The 12217-nt window shown below is 67.3% G+C and carries 14 protein-coding genes; 8 read left to right on the top strand and 6 right to left on the bottom strand.

Going from position 1 to position 12217, the window contains the following annotated elements; genetic code table 11:
• Nucleotides 1-4 precede the first annotated feature (4 nt).
• The 3 genes from GSQ76_RS26225 to GSQ76_RS26215 are packed head-to-tail and all read right to left on the bottom strand — an operon-like array spanning nucleotide 5 to nucleotide 2183.
• Nucleotides 5-352: a hypothetical protein gene (locus GSQ76_RS26225; protein ID WP_158747033.1), complete on the bottom strand. Its 348-nt coding sequence runs from the start codon at nucleotides 350-352 to the stop codon at nucleotides 5-7.
• Between the two features lie 35 nt (nucleotides 353-387).
• Complete coding sequence (locus GSQ76_RS26220) at nucleotides 388-744, bottom strand: hypothetical protein (RefSeq protein WP_158747032.1); 357 nt, start codon at nucleotides 742-744, stop codon at nucleotides 388-390.
• Complete coding sequence (locus GSQ76_RS26215; protein ID WP_254070644.1) at nucleotides 744-2183, bottom strand: gamma-glutamyltransferase; 1440 nt, start codon at nucleotides 2181-2183, stop codon at nucleotides 744-746. Before GSQ76_RS26215 ends, GSQ76_RS26220 begins: the two co-directional genes overlap by 1 nt.
• Nucleotides 2184-2319: 136 nt before the next feature.
• On the opposite strand from GSQ76_RS26215, the gene GSQ76_RS26210 reads away from it, so the two are divergent.
• From GSQ76_RS26210 to GSQ76_RS26200, 4 genes are all read left to right on the top strand, one after another.
• A complete protein-coding gene (locus GSQ76_RS26210; RefSeq protein WP_158747030.1) occupies nucleotides 2320-3036 on the top strand; it encodes a DsbA family protein in 717 nt (238 codons plus the stop codon).
• A 77-nt stretch (nucleotides 3037-3113) separates the two neighbouring features.
• Complete coding sequence (locus GSQ76_RS26205) at nucleotides 3114-4370, top strand: ABC transporter substrate-binding protein (RefSeq protein WP_254070643.1); 1257 nt, start codon at nucleotides 3114-3116, stop codon at nucleotides 4368-4370.
• A complete protein-coding gene (locus tag GSQ76_RS32185; protein ID WP_254070642.1) occupies nucleotides 4252-4695 on the top strand; it encodes a hypothetical protein in 444 nt (147 codons plus the stop codon). Before GSQ76_RS26205 ends, GSQ76_RS32185 begins: the two co-directional genes overlap by 119 nt.
• Nucleotides 4696-4714: 19 nt before the next feature.
• The gene (locus GSQ76_RS26200) at nucleotides 4715-5716 is read left to right on the top strand and encodes an ABC transporter permease (protein ID WP_408837312.1); all 1002 of its coding nucleotides are present in this window, start codon (nucleotides 4715-4717) and stop codon (nucleotides 5714-5716) included.
• Here GSQ76_RS26200 and GSQ76_RS26195 read toward each other — a convergent pair.
• Nucleotides 5709-6605: an alpha/beta fold hydrolase gene (locus GSQ76_RS26195; RefSeq protein WP_158747028.1), complete on the bottom strand. Its 897-nt coding sequence runs from the start codon at nucleotides 6603-6605 to the stop codon at nucleotides 5709-5711. The genes GSQ76_RS26200 and GSQ76_RS26195 overlap by 8 nt on opposite strands.
• Complete coding sequence (locus GSQ76_RS26190; protein ID WP_216851313.1) at nucleotides 6602-7969, bottom strand: MFS transporter; 1368 nt, start codon at nucleotides 7967-7969, stop codon at nucleotides 6602-6604. The genes GSQ76_RS26195 and GSQ76_RS26190 overlap by 4 nt, the downstream gene beginning before the upstream one ends.
• Before the next feature lie 125 nt (nucleotides 7970-8094).
• Here GSQ76_RS26190 and hslV point away from each other — a divergent pair, with 125 nt between their 5' ends.
• Both hslV and hslU read left to right on the top strand, forming a co-directional pair.
• Nucleotides 8095-8655 carry an ATP-dependent protease subunit HslV gene (gene hslV, locus GSQ76_RS26185; protein ID WP_158747077.1) on the top strand — a complete coding sequence of 187 codons (561 nt, stop codon included), beginning with the start codon at nucleotides 8095-8097 and terminating at the stop codon, nucleotides 8653-8655.
• Between the two features lie 3 nt (nucleotides 8656-8658).
• Nucleotides 8659-9972 carry an ATP-dependent protease ATPase subunit HslU gene (hslU, locus tag GSQ76_RS26180; protein ID WP_158747026.1) on the top strand — a complete coding sequence of 438 codons (1314 nt, stop codon included), beginning with the start codon at nucleotides 8659-8661 and terminating at the stop codon, nucleotides 9970-9972.
• 47 nt (nucleotides 9973-10019) lie between these two features.
• On the opposite strand, the gene GSQ76_RS26175 is transcribed toward hslU, so the two are convergent.
• The gene (locus GSQ76_RS26175) at nucleotides 10020-10541 is read right to left on the bottom strand and encodes a hypothetical protein (RefSeq protein ID WP_158747025.1); all 522 of its coding nucleotides are present in this window, start codon (nucleotides 10539-10541) and stop codon (nucleotides 10020-10022) included.
• An 18-nt stretch (nucleotides 10542-10559) separates the two neighbouring features.
• Here GSQ76_RS26175 and GSQ76_RS26170 point away from each other — a divergent pair, with 18 nt between their 5' ends.
• Together GSQ76_RS26170 and GSQ76_RS26165 are read left to right on the top strand one after the other, a co-directional pair.
• Nucleotides 10560-11003: a SufE family protein gene (locus GSQ76_RS26170; RefSeq protein WP_158747024.1), complete on the top strand. Its 444-nt coding sequence runs from the start codon at nucleotides 10560-10562 to the stop codon at nucleotides 11001-11003.
• The gene (locus GSQ76_RS26165; RefSeq protein ID WP_158747023.1) at nucleotides 11000-12151 is read left to right on the top strand and encodes an MFS transporter; all 1152 of its coding nucleotides are present in this window, start codon (nucleotides 11000-11002) and stop codon (nucleotides 12149-12151) included. The genes GSQ76_RS26170 and GSQ76_RS26165 overlap by 4 nt, the downstream gene beginning before the upstream one ends.
• Nucleotides 12152-12217: the final 66 nt, after the last annotated feature.

Raw genomic sequence — 12217 nt, 5'->3', positions numbered from 1 at the left:
CGGCCTACTGGATCGACAACTCCGTCACGGCGATGCTGATGGACGGGTTGCGCTGGTCCGGCGTGCGATGCTCCGGCTCGGACGGGTAGCCAGTCGCCTTGGCCCGGCATAGTGAGAAGCAGCGACGCAGATCGGTTCGCTCCTGCCCTTTCAGGAACGGCATCTGGAAATCGACCGTCCCGTTGGACGGCATGCCCGGAACCTTGAACATGTGGCACTTGTCCAGGTCGCACAGCATGTCGGCGGGACCGTAATCGGTCGAGCCCGCCTGGGGGGGCGCCAGGTGGAACGTCACGGGCGGCAACGGCGCCGCCGCCATCAGAAACACCGAGAAAATCACGAGCCGGCGCATGAAGGCGTTCCTTTGCTGCAATGCCATTAGATATTTCACTCAAGCCGCAATTCGATAGGTGTAATAAACAGCGTCGGGTTCGATTGTTCCGCTTTCGACGTTGGGTTCGACTCATAACCCAACACGCTTGCCCGGCACAGGGCAAAGCAGCGCCGGAACTCCACCCCGTCCTGCCCCGACATGTCCGGCAGGCCGAATTCCACGATGGTATTGCGGATCGGCGTCACCGACGCCGGTAGGTTGAACAGGCGGCATTTGTGCAGGTCGCACAACATGTCCGCCGGTCCGTACAGCGTCGTTGGCAGGGTCGTCTTGCCCAGCGTCAACGTCACCGGGCGAGCCTGCGCGCCGAATGCCACCATGATCACAGCGATCGGCAGCAGACGGCGCATCACTCGCCGCCGGCGGCCAGGCCGCTGCCGCGACTATCCGCGGTCCAGCCACAACTGGACTCGGTGTCGGGCAGATAGCGCGAGCAGGCAATGATGTTGGCGCGTCCAGGTTCCGGCACCGGGGTGGCAGCGTGGTTGCCCAGCGTGTTGGCCAGGCCGGCGGCCACGGCTAGGGCCGCACCCTCCTGCCCGCTGCCGCCCACTGCGGCGCGGAAGCCTCGCACGCTGGGGTTCCAGGCGACGGCGGCGGCCAGCAGAGGCGGCGTGCTGCTGGCCGGTGAGGCGCCCAGCACGATGCCGGTGCCGGGTGCGATTCGGCCGGTGCCGAACAGATTGTCCATCGTGATCGCGCACACCACGGCGTTCCCGTCGCGGTCCAGCGTGGCGAAGGTGGTGGAGGCAGGCAGCGACGGCAGGCTGCCGCTTGCGGGTGCCTGGCCGCCTAGCAGCGCGGCAGCGTCCACGCCACCGGCGCGCCAGCGTGCGGCGGTGGCCAGGCCGTGGTTCAACGCGCCGCTGTAGTCGCCGGCATTTGCCTGCAGCGATTGGAACGTTGCCGCGGCGGCCAATCCCCCATCGGCGGGCGGCGGCAGGAATGCCACCTGGTCGCGCCCGGCGGCCAGGATGATCGGGGACACGGTCTTTGGCAGGGCGGCACGCAGGTCGTTTGCGGAGATGCCGCCGCCGGCCGTCGCGGTGGCGATCTCGAACCGCCGGGCGAGCGCGCCCTGATACAGATCGCCGACACCGGCCACGCGAAGCTGGGCCAGGGTGGCGCCCAGATCGGGCTGCACCATGCTCGTGCCCTCGGTCAGCACGTTGCCGTTGGGGGCGAACACGGCGCGGGCATTTGGGTCCGCCATCAGTGGCCCGGCGACGAGTTGCAGATCGCGCACGAATGCGCGGGAGGCAGGGGTGCCGAACCGGGCAAGCTGCTCCGCCGGGGCGATCAGCGTCTCGAATGGGCGGCGGCCGTAGCGAGCGTGCAGCGCGAACAGCCCACGCGCCAGCATCGGCACGGCGGCTGGGCGATCGGTGCGCGACGAGGCGGCGGCGGTGGACGCGATGGGGGTAAAGACGATCGCCTCGGGCACGCCCTCACCAGCACCGGTGCGGGCCGGGCTGTAGGCGATGCAGGCGCCGCCGGCCCCAAGGCTGGCACGCGAGGGATAGGTGACGGCCAGGGTGAAGCCGACGGCCACCGCGGCGTCCGCTGCCGTGCCGCCCAGCACCAATACCTCGCGCCCCGCGAGGGCCGCGGTCGGTTCGTCCGACACCACGCCGCCGACGAAGCCGCTGATGCGGCGTTGCTGAGATCCAGGGCCGGCCACGCCGCCGCCGAAGAAGGTCTGCTGTACGTCCGACAAAGTGGAACATGCAGCCAGGGTGCCGCACAGGGCCAGCGTCAGGCTGGCGCGCGTCCGTCTCAAGGCTGGCATCGGCGTGTCACGTCCTCCATCGGCCCATATCCGTTCGGCCGGGACCCGTGCCATAACCGTCTTCGCGGCGAGCGGCAATGTGTTCCCGTTCGCCAAAGCATTCAAGGCAGGAGCCGGCATGGTCAGGCAGTGGGGAATGGCTGGCATTTTGGCGCTGGCAGGCTTGGCCGGCACCGCGCATGCGGCAGCGCTGAGCCCGGATCAGCGGGCGGAGGTCGTGCAGATCGTGCGACAGGCGCTGAAGGACGATCCATCAATCCTGCGCGACGCGTTGGCGGCGATGAGCAGCGAGGATTCCGCCCGCAAGGATGAGGCGGCGGCCAGCGCGATCGCGGCGCAGCAGACCGCGCTGGTGTCCAGCCCGGCCGACCAGGTGGTGGGCAACCCCGAGGGCAGCGTCACGGTGGTGGAGTTCTATGACCCGCGCTGCCCGTATTGCCGGCAGATGCTGCCGATCATGGCCGCGCTGGTGAAGGCCGATCCGCAGGTACGGCTGGTGTTCAAGGACATCCCGATCCTCGGCCCCGCCTCGGTCCTGGAATCCCGCGCCCTGCTCGCGGCGCAGCGCCAGGGCGGCTACATGCGGCTGCAGGATGCGATCATGCATAGCAGCGCGACGCCGACCCCCGCCTCGCTTCGGGCGGAGGCGGAGAGGCTGGGCATGAACGGCGCCCAGTTCGACCGCGACCTGGCCGACCCGGCGATCCAGGCGCGGCTGGAGGAAAATCTGCGCCTGGCCGCCGCGCTGCATGTGGAAGGCACGCCCGCCATCGTCGTCGGCAAGCGCATGCTGCCCGGCGCAGTGGAATTGGCCGAGTTGCAGGACGCGGTGGGCGCTGTACGCGCCCGATAACGCCCCCCGATTTGCGGCCGGGTCACGCCCGGCTATGGTCCGTGCAAAACGTCCAACCTTCCGGAGTGTCCACCCCAATGCTGTCCCGCCGCACCCTGCTCGGCTCCGCTGCCGCCACACCGCTGATCTGGAATACCGCCTTCGCCGAAACGCCGCGCGATGTCGCGGTGATGGCGATGCAGATCGACGACATCATCAGCCTGGATCCGGGCGAGAGCTTCGAGTTCTCGGGCAACGAAATCGGCTCCAACTGCTACGAGAAGCTGGTGGAGCCGGACGAGGCGGACCCGACCAAGATCACCGGCGTGCTGGCAGATCATTGGGAAGTGGCCGGCGACGGGCTGACCTACACGTTCCACCTGAAGCAGGATCGCAAGTTCGCCTCGGGCGCGCTGATTACAGCGGATGACGTCGCGTGGTCGCTGCAGCGGGCGGCGATCATGAACAAGGCGCCGGGCTTCATCCTGACGCAGTTCGGGTTCAACAAGGACACCGCACTTACCAACATCAAGGCCGTGGACGACCACACCGTCACCATCAAGGTGGCCGACGCGCTGGCGCCCACGTTCCTGTTCTACTGCCTGTCCGCCAACGTCGGCAGCGTTATCGAGAAGAAGGTGGCGATGAGCCACGCGGTGGGCGACGATTTCGGCAATGGCTGGCTGAAGACAGCGTCCGCCGGGTCGAACGCGTGGCAGGTGCGGTCGTGGAAGGCGAGCGACAGCGTGGTGCTGGATGCGACGCCGGGTGCGCCGACGAAGTTGAAGCGGATGGTGATCCGCCATGTATCCGAACCGTCCACGCAGTTGCTGCTGCTGCAGAAGGGCGACGCCGACATCGCCCGCAACCTGAACCCCGAGCAGTTGAAGGCCGTCAAGGGCAAGCCGGACTTCACCATGGTGTCCAAAAGCCTGGGCACGCTGAACTATATCGCGCTGAACCAGGGCATGCCCGAGTTGGCGCATCCGGACGTGATCCAGGCGGTGAAATGGGCAATCGACTACAATGCGATCGCCACCAACATCACCCCCGACATCTACAAAACCCACCAGGCGTTTCTGCCGGAGGGCTTCCCCGGCGCCGTCAACACCAACCCGTTCCAGAAGGACGTGGACAAGGCGAAGGCGCTGATGAAACGGGCGGGCATGGAAATAGGGCTTCACCGTCACGCTGGATCACCAATCCGCCCCGCCGGCCAGCGACATTGCGCAGGCGGTGCAGGCCGACCTCGGCGCCATCGGCATCACGGTGAATTTGGTGGCGGCGGAGTTCCGCCAGGTCATCACCAAGACGCGGGCGCGGCAGCATCAGATGGCGATGCTGCGCTGGGGTAGCGATTATTTGGACCCGCATTCCAACGCACAGACGTTCTGCATCAACGAGAATAACGGTGATGACGCGACCAATCGCACCGTCGCCTGGCGGTCCAAATGGGAAGACAAGGACCTGACCGGCCGTGCGCAGGACGCAGTGAAGGAAACCAACGCCGCCAAGCGCGTGGCCGCGTACGAGCAGTTGCAGAGGGATTTCATGGAACGCGCGCCGTTCGTGATCTTTCAGCAGCAAGTCGGCGTGGTCGCGATGCGCAAGGCGGTCAGCCGATTCGACCTGGGCACGCTGTCGGACGGCACGCGCTACGACAATCTGACCAAGAGCTAGGCCACTTCCTTTGCGGCGATTGCGGATCCTGGCCGGCACGCTCGGCAGCGTGCCGGTGACGCTGTTCGGCCTGGTGTTCATCACCTTTCTGATTGGCCGCGTGGTGCCGATCGACCCGGTGTTGGCCGTGGTGGGGGATCGCGCGCCGCAATCGGTGGTGGAGCAGGCGCGGCGGGAGATGGGGCTGGACCGGCCGCTGCCAGTGCAGTTCGCGCGCTATGTCGGCAATCTGCTGCATGGCGATCTCGGGCGGTCGGTGATGACGTCGCATAGCGTGATCAGCGATATCGGCACGTTCTTCCCCGCCACGATGGAACTGGCGACGCTGGCCATTCTGTTGGCGACGGCGGTGGGCATTCCGCTGGGCGTGCTGGCGGCGGTGCGGCGCGGCAGTTGGGCGGACCAGGCGATCCGGGTCGGCACGCTGTGCGGCTGGTCGGTCCCGGTGTTCGTGCTGGCACTGCTGGCGTTGCTGGTGTTCTACGCCACGCTCGGCTGGTCGCCGGGCCCGGGGCGGCAGGATGTGGTGTTCCAGGACATGGACCCGACAGTCACCGGGTTTCTGACGATCGACACGGCGCTGGCGGGCGATTGGGACGCGTTTCGCGATGCGCTGGCCCATCTGATCCTGCCCTCGCTGGTGCTGGCGGTGACCAATTTGGCCACCATCGCGCGCATGACCCGGGCGTTCATGCTGGATGCGCTGGGCAGCGAGTATATCGTCACCGCCCGGGCGAAGGGCCTATCCGCCGCGCGTGTGGTCTGGCGGCACGCCTTCGCCAATATCGGGGTGCGGCTGGTGACGGTCCTGGCACTGACCTATGCCGGGTTGCTGGAGGGCGCGGTGCTGACGGAGACGGTGTTCTCCTGGCCCGGCATTGGCCAATACCTCACGGGGTCGCTGCTGAACGCCGATATGAACGCGGTGCTGGGCGCAACGCTGGTGATCGGGCTGACCTACGTGCTGCTGAACCTGCTGGCAGACCTGGCGTATCGGGTGCTGGACCCGCGGGTCAGGTAGCGGCGGTCAGGAACGGCAGCAGTTCGGCCAATACGGCGTCCGGTGCCTCTTCCTGCAGGGTGTGGCCGCAGTCGAGTGCCTTGCCGCGGACGTCGCTCGCCTTCTCCCGCCAGGTCTGTAGCACGTCATACAGCGCGCCGACCGTGCCCTTGGCCCCCCAGAGTGCCAGCAGCGGCGCTTCGACCCGGTGGTCGGCATCCGCGGCGTCGTGCTCCAGGTCGATGGTGGCGGCGGCGCGGTAATCCTCGCAGATGGCGTGGCGGCAGGCCGGGTCGCTGTAGCAGCGGAGGTATTCCTGAAACACAGCCTCGCTGGTGGCGCCGGGCGTCTTGTTTTGCCCGTCGATATGGGTGCGCAGGAAGAATTCCGGGTCGGCGGCGATCAGGCGTTCCGGTAGCGGCGCGGGCTGGATGAGGAAGAACCACCAGAAATAGCGGGTGGCGAAGTCCTGGTTGGTGCGGGCGTACATAGTTGCCGTCGGTGCGATGTCGAACAGCGCGACGCGCTCCACGGCGGCAGGATGATCCAGGGTAAGCCGGTGCGCGACGCGGGCGCCGCGGTCATGCCCGACCAGGGCGAAGCGGTCGAAGCCGAGGCGGCGCATGACGGCAACCTGGTCCGCTGCCATGGCGCGCTTGCTGTAGTTGGCGTGGCCCTCCCCGCCCTCGGGCTTGGAGGAATCGCCGTAGCCGCGCAAATCGGGTGCCACCACGGTGAAGTGCTGCTGCAGTGTGGGGGCGATCTTATGCCAGGTGACGTGGGTCTGCGGGTGGCCGTGCAGCAGCAGCAAAGGCGGCCCGCTGCCGCCGGCTGCCACGTGGATACGGGCGCCGGGCAGTTCGATGTCCTGGCTGGTGAAGCCGGGCAGAAACGGCTCGGCCCCGCTCAACGCGAGATCTCCTCCAACGGACGGTTGTTCACCCTGGGGCCGGTGGCGATGGCGAGCATCACCATCACCATGCTGCCGGCGATGAACGTGAACACGCCCAGCGTGCCGAATTCGTTCAGGAAGAACGCGATCATGAAGGCGCTGAACACCGCGGAAATGCGGCTGAACGAGTAGACGAAGCCCACGGCCACCGCGCGAATACGGGTCGGATATAGCTCCGCCTGGTAGGCATGGAACGAGAAGGACATGATGTTGGACGCCATCGTCAGCATCACGCCGCAGACGATCAACTCGATCGGGTTGGTAACCTGGCTGAACAGCAGGCCGAACACCGCGATGACGGCCGCGGCGGCCACGATCAGCCATTTCCGCTCCCACTTATCGGCGACCAGGGCGGCGACCAGCGGGCCAACTGGCGAGGCCAGGGCAATGATGAAGGTGTAGAGCAGCGAGGATGTGGTGGTGATGCCCTGCTTGATCAGCAGCGTCGGCACCCAGTTGGCGAAGCCGTAGAAGCCGACGGTCTGGAACACGTTGAAGATGACCAGCATGACCGTGCGGGACAGATACGGCCGGCGAAACGCCTCGGCCAGGCTGCCGCGGGGGATGACGATTTCCGCCGGGCCGGGGGGCGGCAAGGACTGGCCGTGTTCGGCCGCGACCCGTGCCTCCAGGGCGGAGACGACGCGGTCCGCCTCGGCAAGCTGCCCGTGGGAGGCGAGCCAGCGCGGGCTTTCCGGCACTTCGCGGCGGATGAACCACACGATGACGGCGCTGAGCGAGCCGATCCACACCACGAAACGCCACCCGGACACGCCGAATGGCGCCGTCGGCACCAGCAGATAGGCCAGGAACGCCACCACCGGCACCACGGCGAATTGGATGGTCTGGTTGATCGCGAAGGCCCGGCCACGCAGCGCCTTCGGCACCAATTCGCTGATGTAGGTGTCGATGGTGACCAGTTCGACGCCGATGCCGATGCCGGCGATGAAGCGGAACAGGTTGAGCGTGAAGGCGTCCGATTGGAACGCCATGATGGCGGATGCAGCGGCATACCATAGCAGCGACATGGTGAAGATGGTGCGGCGGCCGAACCGGTCCGCCACGAAGCCGAACAGCAGGGTGCCGACGAACAAGCCGGCGAACAGCGCCGCCACGAACCCGGCGACGCCGGATGTGCCGAACAGGCCCGGCGTGGTAGAGGTGAGGATCTGGTCGCGCACCAGGCCGGGGGCCACATAACCAGTGAGGAACAGGTCGTAGAATTCGAAAAAGCCGCCAAAGCTGAGCAGGGCGACCAGTCGCCACACGCTGCGCGTTGCGGGCAGCCGATCGAGCCTGGCGCCGATATCGCCCGCGTTCATTGTCACTTCCGTTCCCCGAATCGTCGTCTCGCCGCAAAAGACCATGGCATCGCCAACTCTGCCACCCCTGGGCTGCATGGGAGGGCGGCTTGGAAATCGCGTATGGGCGCGCCATTTGCGAGCCCATGCAAAACAACACCCCCTACGACCCAGTCGGCTGGCATGGCACCACGATCCTGTGCGTGCGCCGCGACGGGCACGTGGCCATGGCTGGGGACGGCCAGGTCACGCTTGGACAAACCGTCATCAAGGGCAATGCCCGCAAGGTTCGCCGCATTGGAGCCGGCGACAGAGTACTCGCCGGGTTTGCCGGTGCGACCGCAGACGCCTTCACCCTGCTGGAACGGCTGGAGGCCAAGCTCGAACGCTACCCCAATCAGTTGGAGCGTGCCTGCGTGGAGTTGGCGAAGGATTGGCGGACCGACCGCTACCTGCGCCGGCTGGAGGCGATGATGGCCGTGGCCGATGCCGACCACTCCTACACGCTCACCGGCAACGGCGACGTGCTGGAGCCGGAGGATGGCATCATCGCCATCGGCTCCGGCGGCAATTACGCGCTGTCCGCCGCCCGCGCGCTGATGGAGATCGACGGGTTGACCGCCGAGGACATTGCCCGGCGCGCCATGCGCATCGCCGGCGACATCTGCGTCTACACCAACGCCAACGTCATCATCGAGACCTTATAAACCATGGACGTTCCAACCTATTCCCCGCGCGAGATCGTCTCCGAACTCGACCGGTTCATTGTCGGCCAGAACGACGCCAAGCGCGCCGTGGCCATCGCATTGCGCAACCGTTGGCGCCGCCAGCAACTCCCGGAGGAAATGCGGGAGGAGGTGGTGCCGAAGAACATCCTGATGATCGGGCCGACCGGCTGCGGCAAGACCGAGATCGCACGGCGGCTGGCCAAGCTGGCGCAGGCGCCGTTCCTGAAGGTCGAAGCGACCAAGTTCACCGAGGTCGGCTATGTCGGCCGCGACGTGGAAAGCATCGTGCGCGACCTGGTCGAGGTCAGCCTCACCATGCTGCGGGAGGCCAGCCGCAAGGACGTGCAGGCCAAGGCCGAACTGCAGGCGGAGGACAAGCTGGTCACTGCCCTGGTGGGTGAAGGCGCCGGTGGCGACACCCGTGCCAAATTCCGCAAGATGCTGCGGGATGGCGAGTTGGAGGACAAGGACGTGGAGGTCCAGGTGGCCGATAGCGGCTCTCCAGTCGGGCAGATGGACATTCCCGGCATGCCGCCGGGCCAGATGATCAACCTCGGCGAGATGATGAAGGGCATGATGGGCCGGTCGCAGAAGACCAAGCGGATGAGTGTCGCCGCCGCCCGCATCGCGCTGACCCGGGATGAGGCCGACCATCTGCTGGATACCGAGCAGGTGACCAAGGACGCGGTGACCCATGCCGAGCAGAACGGCATCGTGTTCCTGGACGAGATCGACAAGGTGTGCGCCCGCAGCGAGGGCGGATTTCGCGGTGGCGACGTGTCCCGTGAGGGCGTGCAGCGCGATTTGCTGCCGCTGATCGAGGGCACGACGGTCACCACGAAATATGGCCCGGTGAAGACCGACCACATCCTGTTCATCGCCTCGGGCGCGTTCCATCTGGCCAAGCCGTCCGACCTGCTGCCGGAATTGCAGGGCCGGCTGCCGATCCGGGTGGAATTGGCCCCGCTGTCGCGCGCCGATCTGCGGCAGATCCTGGTGGAGCCGGAGCACAGCCTGCTGAAGCAGTACGAGGCGCTGCTGAAGACCGAGGGCGTGACGCTGAATTTTGGCGAGGACGCGATCGACGCCCTGGCCGATCTGGCGGCCGACATCAACGAGCGAGTGGAGAATATCGGCGCCCGCCGGCTGGCCACCGTGCTGGAGAAGTTGCTGGAGGAAGTGAGCTTCACCGCCAGTGACCGGAACGGCGAATCGGTCGAGGTGGATGCGGCCTACGTCAACACCAAGGTGGCCCCGCTGGCCGCCCGTGGCGATCTGAGCCGCTTCATCCTGTAGGGTCGTGGGGCAATCCTAGGGTGTATGCCCGGGATCGCCCCATCGACTTATTTTTTGCGGAGGGGTCCGCGCGTGCCAGGCTCCCGCTGCGGCACCGTGTCCCGCAGCTTCAGCCAGCGGCGGCGGAGGCTCATCCAGCTCCAATAGCGACCGACGCTGACGATCAGGTCCAGGTCGTGCCAGCAAAAGGCGACCTCGTTCTCACCCTGGCGTTCGGCGTAGGCGAGGAAGCCCTGGGCGTAGGCGCCGCCCACCAGCACGCGATCCCGTTGGCGCAGGTTCGGACCGACCAGGATGACGCTCAACACCTCCTGGTGCGGGGTATTATTGCTGACCAGCACCAGCGCATTGTGATCGGCAAAGCGGAATTGCGCCTCCACCCGATCACCGTCCACGGCGGCGACAGGGCGGCCCTTGAACTGCAATGTTGCGGGACTGCCGTTACGGCCGGGCTCGAGAGTAAACTCATCCGCACTCCGGTCGGACGGGGCGGTGAGAAAGGCATTGGTCTGCATGGACGCCTTACGCCACTGTTTGCGCCGCAGCACAAGATTGACGGAGCGTTCCACCGGGGTCACATCCCGCTGATGACCGATCCCTTCGTCACTCCCGCTGAGCCGTCCGCCGCCGAAGCCATCGCCGCGATTGGCGAGGAGTTGGAGGTGTTTGACGATTGGATGGACCGCTACCAGTACATCATCGAGCTTGGACGTAAGCTGCCACCCTTCCCGGAAGACTGGGCGAACGACGCGCACCGGGTGCCCGGTTGCCAGAGCAAGGTGTGGATGGAGGCGGCGCGGGACGGGGATGTGCTGCGCCTAGCCGGTGCGTCCGACGCGGCGATCGTGTCCGGCCTGGTGGCATTGCTGCTGCGCGTCTACTCCGGCCGCAGCCCGGCGGAAATCGTGGCGACCGACCCGGTGTTCCTGAAGGACCTCGGCTTGTTGGAGGCGTTGTCCACCAACCGCGGCAACGGCATCGCCGCCATGGCCCGCGCCATTCGCGAGGCGGCCCAATCGCAGCTTGGGTGAGCCAGTCGGCGGGGTTGCGGGTCGGGCTGTTCACGGGCGCGTTCTTCGCCGCCGGCGCGGTCAGCACAGCGTTCCTGCCGCTCTGGATGGCGGGGCGGCATTTCGACCCGGCGCAGATCGGCGCGCTATTGGGCATCGCCTCGATGGTGCGGCTGTTGGCGGTGCCGGCCTGGGGCGCGGCGACGGATTGGGTGGGGCGGGCACGGCCGATGCTGCTGGTGGCCGCCATGGCTGCGGCGGGGGCGGTCGCTTGTTTCCCGCTGGCGCATGACATCGGGGCGCTGCTACTGCTGGCGACGCTGCAGGGCATCGCCGCGTCGGCGCTGACCCCGCTGACGGATACGCTGACCCTGGCGTTGGCGGCGGCCGGCAAGCTCTCGTATGCGCGCACACGGGCCTGGGGCTCGGCCGCGTATATGCTGGCGACGGCCGCGGCTGGGCCGGTGCTGGGCTGGGCCGGGTCGTGGGTAGTCCCGGGGTTGGTGGCGACTGGGTATGCCGCCGCCGCCCTGCTGGTGCCGGCGCTGCCGGAGCCGGTGCGGGTGAGCCGTCCGCCGCTGCGGCTGGGTGGCCTGCTGCGCTTGCCCGCACTGCGGCTGACGATCCTGGCGAGCGCGCTGATACAGGGGTCGCACGCCGCCTATTACGGGTTCGCCGCGATCCATTGGCGGGCCGCCGGGTTGGGCGACACGGTGATCGGCCTGCTGATCGCGGAGGGCATCGTGATGGAGATCGTGCTGTTCGTGTGGGGCGGCAAATGGGTCGCGCGGCTGGGGCCGGGCCGGCTGACGGGCCTTGCGGCGGGCGCCTGCCTGGTGCGGTGGACGGCCTTGGCCACCACCACGGCGCTCCCCATCCTCGTCGTCGTGCAATTGCTGCACGCGGCGACCTTCGCCATGCAGCATCTGTCGTCGATGACGATGCTGGGGCGCCATGTGCCGCCGGGCCGCGCGGCTGGGGCACAGGCGCTGCACGCCGCGCTCGGCTTTTCCGCGCCGACGGGATTGCTGATCTGGCTGGTCGGGTTGGGCTATCACCGGTTCGGCGGGTTGTGCTTCCTGCCGATGGCGGCGTTGGGCGGGGCCGGCCTGTTACTGGCTGGCCCGCTGTCACGGGTTGCGGGATCAGGCGGCGCGCGCACGGCGTAGGGCGGGCTCCTCCCTGGTTTGAAAGCGGTCGGTCAGTTGGGCGAGTTCATCCGCCTCACGCATCAG

The organism is Acidisphaera sp. L21 (assembly GCF_009765685.1).
Classification (GTDB): Bacteria; Pseudomonadota; Alphaproteobacteria; order Acetobacterales; family Acetobacteraceae; genus LMUY01.
This window is presented reverse-complemented; position numbering and strand designations above follow the sequence as displayed.